Genomic DNA, 15,084 nt, shown 5'->3' with positions numbered 1-15,084 from the left:
GCTGCTGACCCAATGCAGGGCACCAACACGGCCAATTGCGGTTGCCGTCGCCAATTGGGTAGTGTGCCGGCCGAGAGGGATTTCATGCACAGCACGAACAGTTCAAAAGCATCCATCGACGGTATCAGCCGTGACCGCATCGCTGCATTGCGGACAAGCGAGGCGAACACCTTCCGCAAGGCGCGGCCGAAATCGCAGGCCAAGGTCGGTAACGGCCTGCCAGGCTTCTTCGGCGGTGTGCCGATGCACTGGATGAACGACTGGCCGACGCCATTCCCGATCCTGGTCGAAAGCGCCAAGGGCGCCGCCATCACGGATATCGACGGCAACAGGCTGGACGATTTCTGCCTCGGTGACACCGGCTCGATGTTCGGCCATTCGCCGCCGCCGGTGGCGCGCGCCATCCGCCGCCAGGCCGGGCGCGGCCTGACCTATATGCTGCCTTCGGAAGATGCGCTGGCCATCGGGCCGCTGATCACACAGCGTTTCGGTCTGCCGTTCTGGCAGATCGCCACCACCGCCACCGACGCCAACCGCTTCGCGCTGCGCGTCGCCCGCGCCGTCACCGGCCGCGAAAAGATCCTGGTCTTCAACGGCTGCTATCACGGCTCGGTCGACGAGACGATGGTCCGGATGGTCGACGGCAAGCCCGTGAATCGGCCGGGGCTGGCGGGTGAGTTTCGCGACCTGACCAAGATGGCGAAGGTCATCGAGTTCAACGATGTCGCCGCGCTGCAAGCAGCGCTCAAGGACAAGGATGTCGCCTGCGTCATTGCTGAGCCGGTGCTGACAAATTCCTGCATGGTGCTGCCCGATCCGGGTTTTCACGACGCGTTGCGCAAACTGACGCGCGCGGCAGGAACGCTGCTGCTGATCGACGAGACCCACACCATCTCGACCGGCCCAGGGGGCTACACCAGAAAATTCGGGCTGCAGCCCGACCTTTTCGTGCTGGGCAAGCCGATCGCCGGTGGCGTGCCGGCAAGCGTGTGGGGCATGAGCGACGAGGTCGCCTCGCGCTATGCCGACTACAACCGAACCAAGGAGCCGGGCTATTCCGGCATGGGCACGACGCTGTCGGCGAACCCGCTGCAGTTCGCAGCCATGCGCGCAACGCTCGAAGAGGTGATGACGCAGGAGAATTATGCCCGGATGGATCGCCTCGCCCTGCGGCTCGATGCCGGGCTGACCGGCGTCATCGATCGCTACAATCTGCCCTGGCATGTCGCCCGCGTCGGCGCCCGCGTCGAGTTCATCTGCGCCCCTGGCCCGCTCAGGAACGGCGCCGAAGCCGAGACTGCCCATGCGCCGGAGCTTGAGGCGGCTATCCATGTCGCGCTGGTCAACCAGGGCGTGCTGATCGCGCCCTTTCACAACATGATGCTGATCTCACCGGCCACCACCGGCGCCCAGGTCAACCGGCTGATCACCGCCTTCGCCACGGTTGCGGCAAGGCTGACGGCATGAGACAAGCTGCCAAGCCAAACTCGAGTACACTAATCATGACTTCACCTTCGGGCTCGACGCCCGCCGAGGCGCAAGCCTTTCTCGACGCCCATCCCGAAATCGAAGCCTTCGATATCGTCTTGACCGACGCCAACGGGGTCGGCCGCGGCAAGATCGTGCGCCGGCATGAGCTGAAAAGCATCTTCGAGGGCGGCCGCCACATGCCGATCTCGATCCTCGGCCTCGACATCACCGGCGAGGATGTGCACGAAACCGGGCTGATCTGGACGACTGGAGACGGCGATCTCAGGGCATGGCCGATCCCCGGCACGCTGGTGCCGCTTTACGGCACGAACCCGCCGCGCGGCCAGTTGCTGATGGCGATGTACCATCTCGAGGGACAGCCTATGTCGTCGGACCCACGGCTGGCGCTGGCCAGGCAGGTCGACATCTTGGCGGCCAAGGGCCTCTATCCCGCCGGCGCCTTCGAACTCGAATTTTTCCTGCTTGCCAATGAGCGTGACGCCGACGGCAAGGTAAAACCGGCGGACGCCGTGCTCGACGGCCGCCGCTCGGCCAAGACGGAAGTCTATTCCGTCGACCATCTGCACGGCATGGAGCCGTTGTTTTCCGACATCTATGCCGCGGCTAAGGCGCAAGGCATTCCGGCCGAAACGGTGATTTCGGAATACGCGCCCGGCCAGTACGAGCTGACGCTGAATTACCGCAAGGATGTCATGCGGGCGGCCGACGACCTCGTCATGTTGAAGCGGCTGGTGCGGGCGCAGGCGCGCCGCCATGGTGTTACCGCCTGCTTCATGGCCAAGCCGATCGAAAAATATGCCGGCTCCGGCATGCATTTCCATGTTTCGCTGCAGGACAAGAACGGCCGCAACGTTTTTGCCGAAGCCGGCGGCGAAAGCTGGTCGCTGCCGCTGCTGCAGGGGCTCGGCGGGCTGATCCAGACCATGGCCGAATCGATGCTGGTGTTTGCGCCGCACGCCAATTCCTGGCGGCGCTTCGTCTCGCAGTCCTATGCGCCGGTGGCGCCGACCTGGGGCGTCAACAACCGTTCGGTGGCGCTGCGCGTGCCGGCCGGCGACGCCAAGAACCGGCGCATCGAGCACCGGCCGTCGGGCGTCGACGCCAATCCCTACCTGATCGCGGCAACGGTGCTGGCCGGCATCATCAAGGGTCTGGACGAAGGCCTCGACCCCGGCCCTGAAACCACTGGGAATGGCTATGAAGCCGCTGTCACGCGCACGACCATGCCGGTCGACTGGCGCGCCGCGATCGAGGCGGCGCGGGCCTCGAGCTTCCTGAAAGAGGCGCTTGGCGAGGATCTGCATCGCACCTTCGTGGCGATCAAGCAGTCGGAGTATCTGCGCGTCGCGCGTACGGTGAGCGAGCTGGACTACCACCTCTACCTGCACGAGGTCTGAGAGACCGTTTCGAAATTCTACTCCGGCGGCCATCGATGGTGGTTTCTGCGCTTCCGATGCTCACGGACCAAATGTCCGCTGCGCTTCGGTTCTCGAAACCACCACCATATGACTCGCCAGAGCGAATTTCGAAACGGTCTCTGATTGCCCTGACGGCGGGCGGCGATCACTTTTTCGCCGCCTGCATCAAATGAGGTGGCGCTGCAGCCTTCAAGAACATATCATGAACGGATGAGCGCGCCCACCGTCCGTGAAAAGCTGGCAATCCTGTCTGACGCCGCCAAATACGACGCCTCCTGTGCTTCGTCCGGCTCGGCGAAGAAGGATTCGCTCCAATCCGGCGGTATCGGCTCCACAGAAGGCATGGGCATCTGCCATTCCTACGCGCCGGATGGCCGCTGCATTTCGCTCCTGAAAATCCTGCTCACCAATTTCTGCATTTACGATTGCAGCTACTGCATGAACCGCTCGTCATCGAATGTGCGCCGCGCCCGCTTTAGCATCGACGAGGTGGTGAAGCTGACCATGGACTTTTATCGGCGCAACTACATCGAGGGCCTCTTCCTGTCCTCAGGAGTCATCCGCTCCCCGGACGAGACCATGGCCGAGATGGTGGAGGTGGCGCGGCGGCTGCGGCTGGACGAAAAATTCTCCGGCTATATTCATCTGAAGACCATTCCGGAAAGCTCGGCCGAACTGGTCGAGCAGGCCGGGCTCTACGCCGACCGGCTGTCTATCAATGTCGAACTGCCGACCGATGAGGGCGTGAAGAAACTGGCGCCGGAGAAGAAGCCGCAAACGATCCGGCTTTCCATGGCGAACCTGCGCCGGAAGATGGAGGAAAAGGCCGAGCCGACGTTGCGGACCAAGAAGCGCGAACGCTTTGCGCCCGGAGGTCAGTCGACGCAGATGATCGTCGGCGCCGACAAGACATCCGACGACGGTATCTTGCACTCCAGTGCGCGGCTCTATGGCAGCTACCATCTGCGGCGCGTCTATTACTCCGCCTTCAGCCCGATCCCGGATTCGTCATCGTCGCTGCCGCTCCAGAAACCGCCGCTGATGCGCGAGCACCGGCTCTATCAGGCCGACTGGCTGATGCGCTTCTACGGCTTTTCGCAGCCGGAAATCCTCGCCGGCAGCAGCGACGGCATGCTCGATCTCGCCATTGACCCCAAGCTCGCCTGGGCTTTGCGCAATCGGGCGAGGTTTCCCGTCGACATCAACCGCGCCGATCGGGAAGCGCTGCTGCGGGTTCCGGGTCTGGGCACCAAGGTGGTGGCGAAGATCCTTGAAACCCGCCGCCACCGACGTATGCGGCTGGAAGATGTCGGACGGATCTGCCATTCGATCGCCAAGCTGAGGCCCTTCATCATCGCCGAAGGCTGGTCGCCGGGCGGACTCACCGACAAGACAGGCCTGCGCGATACGATCGTAAAGTCCTGCGAACAACTGTCGCTGTTTTGACCATGCAGCCGGCCCAGCTCGACCTTGCCCGATACACTGTCCGGCTAGCGAGCCAGACCGATTTCGCCGGTTGGCGCGATGCGGCACGGCGTCTGACGCTGAATGAGGTCCGGCCTGAGGATATTAGTTGGGGTGTCGGGTCCGACGCCAATGATCCTCGAGATGCCTTGCCGGCGGTGCCAGAGGGCGCGCAGCTTACCGTCCCGCGCGAGTTCATCGCCCATGCCGAAACCGCCTTCTGCCACTCCGACCCCGGCCGGTTTGCCTTTCTCTACTGGATGCTTTGTCGCCTGCGCACCGAGCCGAAACTGCTGGCGATCGCATCCGATCCCGACACCAGGCGGCTCGAAGCCATGGAAAAGGCGGTGCGGCGCGACAGCCATAAGATGCATGCCTTCGTACGCTTCCGGAAGATCGGCTACGGCGAGGACGAGCGCTACGTCGCCTGGTTCGAGCCGGAGCATTTCATTGTCGAGCGCAACGCGGATTTCTTCGTCCGGCGGTTCACCGGCATGCGCTGGACCGTCCTGACGCCCTATGCCTCCGCCGACTGGAATGGCGAAAGGCTGGCGATCGGCCCGGGTGCGGCCAAGGGCGATGCACCCGATCAGGACGACACCGAGGCGTTGTGGCTGACCTATTTCCAGAACATCTTCAACCCGGCGCGGCTCAAGGTGAAGGCGATGCAGAAGGAGATGCCGAAGAAATATTGGCGGAACCTTCCCGAGGCCTCGCTCATTCCAGATCTGATCGCAGGAGCGGACGAGGCCGCTATAGCCATGATTGCCAGACAACCGACGACGCCGGCGCCGCACCACGCCAAGCTGCAGGCAAGACATTGGCCGAAGCCCGAGCCGGCCGAGGCGCCGGATGAAGACGATGCCAAGACGATTTCCGATTTGCGCGAGGCTGCAAAGGGTTGTCGTCGCTGCCCGCTCTGGCGCGACGCGACACAGACCGTGTTCGGCGAGGGGCCGGATGACGCCAAAGTGGTCTTCGTCGGCGAACAACCTGGCGATCAGGAAGATCTCGCCGGCAAACCTTTTGTCGGGCCAGCGGGCAAAGTGTTCGATGCAATTCTCGATGACGCAGGCGTCGACCGGCAAAAAGTCTACGTCACCAACGCCGTCAAGCACTTCAAGTTCGAGCCGCGCGGCAAGCGCCGCATCCACTCGAAGCCAAATACCGGCGAAGTCCAGGCCTGCCGCTGGTGGATCGGCCGGGAGCTTGAGCTGATCAAGCCGGACCTCGCCGTGGCGCTTGGGGCAACGGCGGCGTTGTCGCTGCTGGGCAAGGCCATTGCCGTGACGAAAATGCGCGGCCAGTTGATCGAACGCGAGGATGGCTTGCGCGTGTTCATCACCATCCACCCGTCCTTTATCCTGCGCATTCACGAGCCGACGGACAAGGAGGCTGAGCGCGAGCGGTTCCTAAAGGATATGAAAGAGGTGAAGCGGCTGATGGGGTCGTGAGATGAGCGAAAGCCTCAGCGACATCGTCATCCGCGGGCGGAACAAGGAGCTTCGCTCCTGCTTCGCCCAGGGATGACGAAGCTGAGTGGCTTCACGGTCGTGAATCCAACGTTGGAAACTTCGGCCGCCACGGCCGAATTAACTGATCAGGATTGCCCTCAGATCATTCACATTCGTACCCGTCGGCCCCGGCACGAACAGATCGCCGATCGCGTTGAACGCCGTCCAGGCATTGTTGCCGGCCAGCATCGCCTTGGCGTCGATGCCGGCGGCACGCATGCGCGAGACGGTCGAGCCATCGGCAAAGGCGCCGGCATTGTCTTCCGAGCCATCGATGCCGTCGGTATCGGCGGCCAGTGCATGAATACCTTCCGCGCCGCTGATGCCGATGGCAAAGGCGAGCAGGAATTCGGAGTTGCGGCCGCCCTTGCCCCTTTTTCCGTCAACAGGGGCCCGCAAAGTCACGGTCGTCTCGCCGCCGGACAGGATCAGCACCGGCTTTTGGAACGGCCGGTTGCGCGTCGCCACTTCGCGCGCAATGGCTGCATGCACGCCACCGACCTCGCGCGCCTCGCCCTCGATGGAATCGGAGAGGATGACGGCTTCGATGCTTTGCCGTTTTGCCTCAGCGGCTGCCGCTTCCAGCGATACGCCAGCCGAGGCGATCAGGTGCACTTCATTGCGTGAAAAGCGCTGGTCATCCGTATCTGGCGCATCGGCCTCTGGCGAGTTGATGTGCGCCATGACGGCGTCGGGCAGCTTCATGCCATAGGCCGCTATCGAGGCCAGCGCATCGGCGCGGTTGCCGGAGTCGGGCACGGTCGGGCCGGAGGCCACCAGGGCCGGGTTGTCGCCGGGAATGTCACAGACAACCAGTGATACCAGTTTGGCCGGCCAGGCGGCAGCTGCCAGCCGGCCGCCCTTGATGGTTGAGACATGCTTGCGGATGGTGTTCATGGCCGCGATCGGCGCGCCGGAGGCGAGCAGCGCCTCGTTGACGGCGATTTCGTCGGCGAGCGTCAGGCCAGCGGCAGGCGACGGCAGCAGCGCCGATCCTCCGCCCGATATCAGCGCCACTACCAGGTCGTCCGCAGTCAGCCTTTGCACCTTTTCGAGCAGGCGCCGCGACGCCTCAAGACCGGCAGCGTCCGGCACCGGATGTGCCGCCTCGATGATTTCGATGCGCTCGCATTTGGCGCCATAGCCGTAGCGGGTGACGACCAGCCCTTCGATTGGGCCATCCCACACCTTCTCGAACGCGGCGGCCATCTGCGCCGAGCCCTTGCCGGCGCCGATGACGATGGTGCGGCCCTTCGGCTTGGCCGGAAGGTGATCCCTGATCGTTCGTTCCGGATCGGCAGCGGCAACAGCGGCATTGAAGATCGAGATGAGAAAGGATTTTGGGTCGAGCACGGTCATAATTGGCCGCCATCCGCGGTTTGCGAGCTTCCGAAAAGCCGGCGCCGCCCCTCACCCTTACCCTCTCCCCGTATAGAGACGGGGAGAGGGGTTCGCCGGCGTTGGGGTGCTTCTCTTCTCCCCGTCACTATACGGGGAGAAGGTGCCGGCAGGCGGATGAGGGGCAGCGCTAGCGTCACGATTTATCTTCCGGCGGCAGCGCCAATTGTGTCCGATCAACGCCGAGATGATCGCACAGTGCATCGACGACGACGCCGTGGTCCTGGCGTTCCGGCAGGCCGGAGACGGCGATGACGCCGATCACGCCAGCCCCCTTTACAGTCACCGGAAACCCGCCGCCGGCCAGTACGTAATCAGCAATATCCAGCCCCTCGCCGACCTTGAAGGTGCGGTCCGGTCGCTGCTGTTCCAGCACCAGGCGATAGGTGCTCCTGAGGTAGCGCTTGACCACGTTGATCTTGCGTCGAGCCCAATCGGGGTTGGAGGCGTTCGAACCCGGCAGCGCGGCATAGAACAGCGGCCGATCCCACAGCCTGATATCGATGATGATGGGCAGCTTTTCGGCCAGCGCCCGCTCGCGGATCGCCGCGCCGACCTTGAAGGCGACGGCCTCGTCGAAGGCCGGGAAGACCAGCGTCTCTTCCTGTTTCTGGATCAGAGCGATGTCGTCTGCGGCGGCCATTTTTGTTCTCCGAAATCGTCACAAATCGTGTGTACGACAAGCTCCGCCCGGTCAAGGTCTCGTCGCGGTGGTGGTCTTGCCCCGCCAGGGTCGCCCCCCACTCCGTCGAGCTTCTCTCGACACCTCTCCCCCGATCGACGGGGTAGAGGAAGGGCGCCAAGCTGTCCGAACCGGCGCCCGTCCTCCGAAGCAAAGGCTCCCTTCCTCACCCTCGGAGGGGGATAGGTGGCGCCGCGAAGCGGCGACGGAGTGGGGGAACCACTTGGCAACCAGGCGCAATCATCATCTTGTCCCGCGCGGATGATGGGTCCTAACCGGCGATTATATCACTCTTGGCAGGCCGCCCCGCGACATAGACCTCGCGCACCGCGCGGTCGTCGCCCAGCGTCTGCAGCAGGAACAGCTCCTCCGCCAGCGTCTCCACAGTCTCCATCCTCAGCCGCATCGCCGGCGTGGCGCGGGCGTCGAGCACGGTGATGTCGGCATCGGTGCCTTCATCCAGCGTGCCGACCTTGTCCGCCATAGACAGCGCCTCGGCATTGCCACGTGTTAATTGCCAGAAGGACTGGAACGGGTTCAGCTTTTCGCCAGTCAGCGCGATCACCTTGTAGCCCTCGTCCATGGTGCGCAGCATCGAATAGTTGGTGCCGCCGCCGACATCGCTGGCCGCGGCGATGCGCAGCGGCTTGTCGCGGCGCCGAAAGCGCTGGTAGTCGAACAGGCCGGAGCCGAGGAACAGGTTCGAGGTCGGGCAGAACACCGCCACCGAGCCTGAGTCCGACAGCGCATCGGCCTCTCGTTCCGAGAGATGGATGCAGTGGCCGAACAGGCTCTTTGGCCCCAGCAGGCCATACTGCTCGTAGACATCGGTGTAGTCGCGCGCCTGCGGATAGAGTTTTTGCGTGAAGGCGATTTCGGCGTGGTTTTCCGACAGATGCGTCTGCATGTGCAGGTCGGGGTTTTCGCGGCAGAGCGTGCCGGCCATCTCCAGCTGCTCGGGCGAGGAGGTGATGGCGAAGCGCGGCGTGATCGCATAAAGCTGGCGGCCCTTGCCGTGCCATTCCGCAATCAGCGCCTTCGTATCGTCATAGCCGGATTGCGGCGTGTCGAGCACGCCTGCCGGCGCATTGCGGTCCATCATCACCTTGCCGGCAATGTTGAGCATGCCGCGCGCATGCGATTCGGCAAAGAACGCTTCGGCAGACGCCTTGTGCACCGAGCAGTAGGCGGCGACCGTCGTCGTGCCGTGGCGCACCATCTCGTCCAGGAACAGCCGGGCGATGCGGCGGCCATGCTGGGCGTTGGCGAATTTGGTCTCTTCGGGAAAGGTGTAGGTGTTCAGCCAGTCGAGCAGTTCGGCGCCGTAGGAGGCAATGACCTGCATCTGCGGGAAATGCGCATGCGCATCGATGAAGCCGGGCAGCAGCAGATGCGGCCGATGATCGATCTTTTTCGCACCGTCGCCCGCTTGCTTTTCGACTTCCGTGTAGCTGCCCACGGCAACGATCCGGCCGTCGCGGATCAGCAGGCCGCCATCTTCCTCGTAGCGCCAGGCGGCATGGTCGTCGATGGCTTCGGGCCAGCGCAAGAAGCTTAGCGTGCGGCCGCGCAGAAGTGTGGAGGTCATCCCTATTTCCCTGCGCCTTCGAACCAGGCGACCAGCAGCGCCCGTTCCTTGTCGCTGATCTGGGTGACGTTGGCCGGCGGCATGGCGTGGCTGCGCCCAGCTTGCAGGTAGATCTCGCGCGCATGCTCGGCGATGCCGGCATCTGTGTCGAGCATCACGCCCTTCGGCGCATGGTAGATGCCTTCATAGACCGGCTCGGCCGTATGGCACATCGAGCAGCGGCCAAGCACGGTGTCGCGCACCGCCGGGAAATGCGACGAGGCGATATAGACTTCGGCCGCGGCGGATGCCTTGAGCTCGCCGGTCAGTATTTTCGGCGCTGTCGACAGCCACATGATGATGACGAACAGCACCGCAGCCGCCATCCAGGTCCAGTGCGGGTTGCCGGCACGCTTATGCACGGTGTTGAAATAGTGCCGGATCAAGACGCCGATGATGAACACCAGCGAGGCGATGACCCAGTTGAACTCCGTCGCAAACGCCAGCGGATAGTGGTTCGACAGCATCAGGAACAGCACGGGCAGCGTCAGGTAATTGTTGTGCAGCGAGCGCTGCTTGGCGATCTTGCCGTATTTCGGGTCGGGCTTGCGGCCGGCTATCAGGTCGGCGACGACGATCTTCTGGTTTGGAATAATCACCATGAAGACATTGGCCGACATGATCGTGGCGGTGATGGCGCCCAGATGCAGGAAAGCGGCGCGGCCGGTGAACAGATGCGTCAGCCCCCAGGCGATGAACACCAGCACGCCATAGAGCACCAGCATCAGTCCGGTGTCACTTTTGCCGAGCGGCGACCGGCAGAGCAGATCGTAGACAACCCAGCCGACGCCGATCGTCGCCATCGACAGCAGGATGCCCACGGGAACCGACATGGACAGCACATTGGGGTCGATTAGGAACAAATCGGCGCCGGCATAGTAGACCACGCACAGCATGGCGAAGCCGGACAGCCAGGTGGCGTAGGATTCCCATTTGAACCAGGTCAGGTGTTCCGGCATTTCGGCCGGCGCCACCAGATATTTCTGGATGTGGTAGAAGCCGCCGCCATGCACCTGCCATTCCTCGCCGAATGCGCCGACCGGCATGCCGGGGCGCTGGCGCAGGCCAAGGTCGAGCGCGACGAAATAGAAGGACGAGCCGATCCAGGCGATGCCGGTGACGACGTGCAGCCAGCGCACGGCGAAACTCAGCCAGTCCCAGAAAATCGCGAAATCCATCATTTGAAATCGTCCCTGCCGATCGGCTGACTTTACGGTGTGGGGCGCAAACGAAAAGAGGCGAGGTGTACGATGACTTTCAAAAAAAAATGGAAAATACTAGGCTGACCACGTACGCCGCCACATAAAGAGCCACGAATGGCCTATCTCGACAACATCGCCGTCTTCGTCCGCGTCGTCGAGCTTGGTAATCTCTCGGCGGCAGGCCGCGACATGCGCATTTCGCCGGCGGTCGCCTCCAACCGCATCAAGGAGCTGGAAAAACACCTCGGCGTGCGGCTGTTCAACCGCACCACACGGCAATTGATGCCGACGGAGCATGGCACGGTGTTCTACTCCGGCGCCAAGCAGGTGCTGGAGGCGATCACCGAGGCGGAAGCCGCGGTCTCGGCTCTTTCCGGCCAACCGCGCGGCACCATCAAGGTGACCGCACCGCTCGGCCTCGGACGGCGGCTGGTGGCGTCGGGCATTCCGGATTTCCACGACAAATACCCCGATATCGAGGTGCGGCTGAGGCTCTCCGACCACAATATCGACATCATGAAGGAAGGCATCGACGTCGCCTTCAAGCTCGGCATCATCGAGGATTCCAGCCTGCGGATGCGCGGGATCATGGAATGTGAACGCGTGCTGGTGGCGGCACCGAAATATCTCGAAGCGCGCGGCGAGCCGGTGGAGCCACAGGAGCTGATCGGCAAGAAGCACGACTGCCTGATGCTGCGCTATTCCGGGGCGCGCGAATATGTCTGGACGCTGCAGACGCCGTCCGGCCCGCAGAAATTCGAGGTGCACGGCCCCTACGACACCGACGATGGCGATGTGCTGACCGGCTGGGCGCTGTCGGGCCGCGGCATCATCAACAAGCCGCGCTTCGAGGTCGAACCCTTCATCCGCGACCGGCGGCTGCAGGTCATCCTGGCCAGCACGCCGCCAACGCCGGTGCAGTTCGCCGCCGTCTATCCGCACAAGAAGCTGCAGGACCCGAAGGTGCGGCTGTTGCTCGACTTCATGGCCGAGCGTTGCCAGCGGCTGATCAAGGATTTGCTGGCCGGCAAGTGAGGGGCTGTTGGCCCAGTCGCCAGGGTTGTCTTACAAGCAGGTGACCTTAGGTTCGCATACGCTGCCCTATGATCGATGGTCCCATGCCGACTGACCAGCAAGCCACAATGCATCTTGCCGTTTCGCTCAACATTACTTCCGGGCAGCCGCTCGGGTTTAGCGACCTGGCCGGCTTTGCCAAGCAAGCGGAAGCGGCTGGGCTGGACATGATTGTCCTCGATGATTCCGCGCCGAACAGCGCCGGGTCGAGTTCTTTCGAAGCGACGACCTTGCTGGCGGCGCTGGCGACGGTGACAAGTCGGATCGGCCTTGTCGCTGCAGCCTCGACGGTGGCTCACCAGCCGTACAATCTGGCGCGCCGTTTTGCTTCGCTCGACATCATCAGCCATGGCCGCGCCGGCTGGCACGCGACCATGGCGCAGGCCCCACGGGAAGCCGCCAATTTCAGCCGGCCGGATGGATTTTCCGACGATGTGTTCCGCCGCCGCACGCAGGAATACATCGGCATCGTTCAGCGCCTGTGGCAGGGCTGGGATGCCGACGCGCTGCTGTTCGACAAGGCCGGCGGCCGCTTCCACGATCCCGAAAAAATGCACCTGCTCGACCACAAGGGCGAATTTTTCTCCGTGCGCGGGCCGCTGAACGTCGCGCGCTCGCCGCAGGATACGCCGGTGCTGGTGCTGTCCGGCCTGTCCGAGGCCGACCTGGATATCGCCGCCCGCACCGCCGATGTCGTCCTGCTGGACAGACCCACAGAGGACGCCAAGGCGCGCCATGACGATCTCAAGCGCCGCGTTGTGGCCTGCGGACGCGATCCGGGTGCGGTCAAGCTGCTGCTGAACGTTGGCGCAGATGTCGCTGCTAACGCGCTCGAAACATTGTTCAGCTCGCAAAGCTGCGACGGGTTCAACATCGCAATACCGCCTGCCGCGATTGACGGTTTCATCGGCCGCGTGCTGCCGGAATTGCAGCGCCGCAGCCTCGTCCGCCCGGATTATCCCGGCACCACCTTGCGCTCGCATCTCAGACTTGCCGGAGGAGCGCAATGACCCGCCAGATGAAGCTTGGCGCCTTCCTGTGGGCGACGGGCCACCACATCGCCGCCTGGCGTCACCCCAAGGCGCATGTCACGGCAGGCATCGACATCGATCATTACATCCGGCTGGCGCGCACGGCGGAAGCGGCGAAGTTCGACATGGTGTTCTGCGAGGACGCCGCCGGCCTGCGCGAAGCCAATGTCGGCATCGCCAGCCAGACCTCACGCTCGATCGGCTTCGAGCCGATCAGCCTGCTGTCCGCGCTCGCCGTCCAGACCAGCCGCATCGGCCTCGTTTCGACGGCCTCGACCAGCTACAACGAGCCCTATGGGCTGGCGCGCACCTTTCTGTCGCTCGATCATCTGAGTGGTGGCCGGGCTGGCTGGAACCTGGTGACGTCGGCCAGCCCCATCGAAGCCGCCAATTTCGGCGCGACGGGCCTGAAACCCCATGCCGACCGCTACGAGCGGGCGCGCGAATTCGCCGAGGTGGTATCGGGACTTTGGCAAGGCAGTGGCTTTCACTGTCACAACGGCCAGAGCTTTTCGGTGCGCGACCCGCTCGACCTGCCGCGCTCGCCGCAGGGCGCGCCGGTGATGGTGCAGGCCGGCGCCTCGGATGTCGGCCGCGACCTTGCCGCACGCACGGCCGACGTGGTGTTCACGGCGGCGCAGACCCTCGAGGAAGCCAAGGCCTTTTACGACGACCTCAAGGGCCGTATGGCGGCCTATGGGCGGGAACCCGACGACATCAAGATCATGCCCGGCGTCTCCCCGGTGGTGGCGGAAACCGAGGCCGAAGCGCGGGAGAAACAGGAGGAATTGCAGGCGCTGATCCCTGACGATGTCGGCGTGGCGCTGCTGTCCAGCTATCTCAGCATCTCCGATCTCGGGAGCTATCCGATCGACGGACCGATGCCCGAGCTGCCGGAGACCGAGGGCATGAAAAGCCGCCAGGCGCTGGTCATCGAACAATCGCGCCGCGACGGCCTGTCGATCCGCCAGCTTGCGCGCCATTTCGCCGGCGCACGTGGCCATTGGCGTATCGTCGGCACGCCGGCGCAGATCGCTGACGAATTGCAGGCGCGGTTCGAGGGCGGCGGCGCGGACGGCTTCAACGTCATGCCGTCATACTTCCCCGGCGAGCTCGATGCCTTTGCCACGCTGGTGGTGCCGGAACTGCAGCGGCGCGGACTGTTCCGTCGGGAATACGAAGGCAGCACCTTGCGAGATCATCTCGGCCTGAAGCGGCCTGCTTAGCCGCGCCGAAGCTTAGCCGGCCATCATCTTGTGCTGGACTTCATGGTCGGCATTCGGCGCGGTGTTGTGAACGACCAGTGCCGTCATGATCTCGGCTGCCGCGAGCGCCGCGATCACCGGCGGGCGCTTGTCCCTGACGGCGTCGCCGCCGATCGGGGAGACGAGGCGGGCCAACTCAGCCTCCGTGCCATCCGCCGATTTCAGGATCCAGTTCCTGAACGTCGCTCTCTTGGTTTTCGAGCCGATCATGCCGACATAGGCCGCGTCGTCGCGCTTCAGCGCCTCGGCGACGATGAGGAAATCCAGCGCATGGTCGTGGGTGAGGATGGCGAAGGCGGTGCCGGCGGGAGCGTTTCGCACCTCGGCCTCGGGCATCGGCGTCAGCCGCCTCTCGACCGTCTCCGGCATACCTTCCAGCGCTTCGGCCCGCGTCTCAATGACGACGCCATGCACGGGAAGAAGTGCTACCGTCGCGGCCAGCGCCTGGCCGACATGGCCGCCGCCGAAGATATAAACATGCGGCAGGTGGGCTTCCTCGGCTTCTGCGGCCGCGATCAGCTCGGCAGTAAGCGCGGCATCGACGATACGGATCAAGACTTCGACGCGCCCGCCGCAGCACTGGCCGATCTCGGGGCCTAGCGGCACGTCAAGCGTGGCGCAAACTTCGTCGAAGCCGATGCGGGCTTCTTTACCCTCCCCCTTGTGGGGAGGGTCGGTGAGCGGACGCCGTGTAGCGGCGTCAGCGAAACGGGGTGGCTTGGCACGATCGTCCGCACCCCCCCCCCCCCGGCGGGGGGGGGGGGGGCCCCCCGCCCCCCCCCGGGGGGGGGGGGGGCGGGGGCCGCCCCCCGGGGGCCGGGGCGTCCTCTTGGGGGGGGGGGTCGCCCCCCCCCCCCCCCCCCCCCCCGCGGGGGGGGGCCCCCCCCGACCCTCCCCACAAGGGGGAGGGTGAAGACC

At 64.2% G+C, this 15,084-nt stretch carries 11 protein-coding genes and 1 pseudogene; 7 read left to right on the top strand and 5 right to left on the bottom strand.

Features of this window, described 5'->3' with window-relative positions; translation table 11 throughout:
- Window positions 1-84 precede the first annotated feature (84 nt).
- The 4 genes from NKJ88_RS02855 to NKJ88_RS02840 all read left to right on the top strand — a co-directional run bounded on the left by NKJ88_RS02855 (window position 85) and on the right by NKJ88_RS02840 (window position 5,827).
- On the top strand, window positions 85-1,467 hold the full coding sequence (locus NKJ88_RS02855; protein WP_023823878.1) for an aspartate aminotransferase family protein: 1,383 nt from the start codon (window positions 85-87) through the stop codon (window positions 1,465-1,467).
- 35 nt (window positions 1,468-1,502) lie between these two features.
- The gene (locus tag NKJ88_RS02850) at window positions 1,503-2,888 is read left to right on the top strand and encodes a glutamine synthetase family protein (protein WP_023683505.1); all 1,386 of its coding nucleotides are present in this window, start codon (window positions 1,503-1,505) and stop codon (window positions 2,886-2,888) included.
- Window positions 2,889-3,119: 231 nt separating this feature from the next.
- Entirely contained in the window at window positions 3,120-4,355 is a 1,236-nt protein-coding gene (locus NKJ88_RS02845) for a putative DNA modification/repair radical SAM protein (RefSeq protein ID WP_023707780.1), read from the top strand.
- 2 nt (window positions 4,356-4,357) lie between these two features.
- On the top strand, window positions 4,358-5,827 hold the full coding sequence (locus tag NKJ88_RS02840; protein ID WP_023823877.1) for a UdgX family uracil-DNA binding protein: 1,470 nt from the start codon (window positions 4,358-4,360) through the stop codon (window positions 5,825-5,827).
- Window positions 5,828-5,965: 138 nt separating this feature from the next.
- Here NKJ88_RS02840 and NKJ88_RS02835 read toward each other — a convergent pair whose 3' ends face one another.
- From NKJ88_RS02835 to NKJ88_RS02820, 4 genes are all read right to left on the bottom strand, one after another.
- Window positions 5,966-7,246, bottom strand: a complete 1,281-nt coding sequence (locus NKJ88_RS02835) for a glycerate kinase type-2 family protein (RefSeq protein WP_023823876.1) — start codon at window positions 7,244-7,246, stop codon at window positions 5,966-5,968.
- A gap of 175 nt (window positions 7,247-7,421) precedes the next feature.
- Window positions 7,422-7,928: a heme-degrading domain-containing protein gene (locus NKJ88_RS02830; protein WP_352443550.1), complete on the bottom strand. Its 507-nt coding sequence runs from the start codon at window positions 7,926-7,928 to the stop codon at window positions 7,422-7,424.
- 310 nt (window positions 7,929-8,238) lie between these two features.
- Window positions 8,239-9,555, bottom strand: a complete 1,317-nt coding sequence (gene guaD, locus NKJ88_RS02825) for a guanine deaminase (protein ID WP_352443549.1) — start codon at window positions 9,553-9,555, stop codon at window positions 8,239-8,241.
- Window positions 9,556-9,557: 2 nt separating this feature from the next.
- Window positions 9,558-10,775, bottom strand: a complete 1,218-nt coding sequence (locus tag NKJ88_RS02820; RefSeq protein ID WP_352443548.1) for a urate hydroxylase PuuD — start codon at window positions 10,773-10,775, stop codon at window positions 9,558-9,560.
- 135 nt (window positions 10,776-10,910) lie between these two features.
- Between NKJ88_RS02820 and NKJ88_RS02815 the strand changes: the two genes are divergently transcribed.
- The 3 genes from NKJ88_RS02815 to NKJ88_RS02805 all read left to right on the top strand — a co-directional run bounded on the left by NKJ88_RS02815 (window position 10,911) and on the right by NKJ88_RS02805 (window position 14,127).
- Entirely contained in the window at window positions 10,911-11,831 is a 921-nt protein-coding gene (locus NKJ88_RS02815; protein WP_023671373.1) for a LysR family transcriptional regulator, read from the top strand.
- Window positions 11,832-11,938: 107 nt separating this feature from the next.
- Window positions 11,939-12,880: an LLM class flavin-dependent oxidoreductase gene (locus tag NKJ88_RS02810; RefSeq protein ID WP_352443547.1), complete on the top strand. Its 942-nt coding sequence runs from the start codon at window positions 11,939-11,941 to the stop codon at window positions 12,878-12,880.
- Complete coding sequence (locus tag NKJ88_RS02805) at window positions 12,877-14,127, top strand: LLM class flavin-dependent oxidoreductase (RefSeq protein WP_023826671.1); 1,251 nt, start codon at window positions 12,877-12,879, stop codon at window positions 14,125-14,127. Before NKJ88_RS02810 ends, NKJ88_RS02805 begins: the two co-directional genes overlap by 4 nt.
- A 12-nt stretch (window positions 14,128-14,139) precedes the next feature.
- On the opposite strand, the pseudogene xdhC reads toward NKJ88_RS02805, so the two are convergent.
- Window positions 14,140-14,829, bottom strand: a pseudogene (xdhC, locus tag NKJ88_RS02800) (xanthine dehydrogenase accessory protein XdhC); the annotation flags it as partial.
- Between the last annotated feature and the right edge of the window lie 255 nt (window positions 14,830-15,084).

Source organism: Mesorhizobium sp. M0016 (assembly GCF_040324035.1).
In the GTDB taxonomy this organism is placed as follows: Bacteria; Pseudomonadota; Alphaproteobacteria; order Rhizobiales; family Rhizobiaceae; genus Mesorhizobium.
Note: the sequence above shows the minus strand (reverse complement) of the source record. Positions and strands in the feature narration are given on the sequence as shown.

What these genes read in the sequence shown, in the direction of transcription:
- NKJ88_RS02855 (WP_023823878.1), top strand. Translation starts at nt 85, where the DNA reads ATGCACAGCACGAACAGTTCAAAAGCATCCATCGACGGTATCAGCCGT.
- NKJ88_RS02850 (WP_023683505.1), top strand. Translation starts at nt 1,503, where the DNA reads ATGACTTCACCTTCGGGCTCGACGCCCGCCGAGGCGCAAGCCTTTCTC.
- NKJ88_RS02845 (WP_023707780.1), top strand. Translation starts at nt 3,120, where the DNA reads ATGAGCGCGCCCACCGTCCGTGAAAAGCTGGCAATCCTGTCTGACGCC.
- NKJ88_RS02840 (WP_023823877.1), top strand. Translation starts at nt 4,358, where the DNA reads ATGCAGCCGGCCCAGCTCGACCTTGCCCGATACACTGTCCGGCTAGCG.
- NKJ88_RS02835 (WP_023823876.1), bottom strand. Translation starts at nt 7,246, where the DNA reads ATGACCGTGCTCGACCCAAAATCCTTTCTCATCTCGATCTTCAATGCC.
- NKJ88_RS02830 (WP_352443550.1), bottom strand. Translation starts at nt 7,928, where the DNA reads ATGGCCGCCGCAGACGACATCGCTCTGATCCAGAAACAGGAAGAGACG.
- guaD (WP_352443549.1), bottom strand. Translation starts at nt 9,555, where the DNA reads ATGACCTCCACACTTCTGCGCGGCCGCACGCTAAGCTTCTTGCGCTGG.
- NKJ88_RS02820 (WP_352443548.1), bottom strand. Translation starts at nt 10,775, where the DNA reads ATGATGGATTTCGCGATTTTCTGGGACTGGCTGAGTTTCGCCGTGCGC.
- NKJ88_RS02815 (WP_023671373.1), top strand. Translation starts at nt 10,911, where the DNA reads ATGGCCTATCTCGACAACATCGCCGTCTTCGTCCGCGTCGTCGAGCTT.
- NKJ88_RS02810 (WP_352443547.1), top strand. Translation starts at nt 11,939, where the DNA reads ATGCATCTTGCCGTTTCGCTCAACATTACTTCCGGGCAGCCGCTCGGG.
- NKJ88_RS02805 (WP_023826671.1), top strand. Translation starts at nt 12,877, where the DNA reads ATGACCCGCCAGATGAAGCTTGGCGCCTTCCTGTGGGCGACGGGCCAC.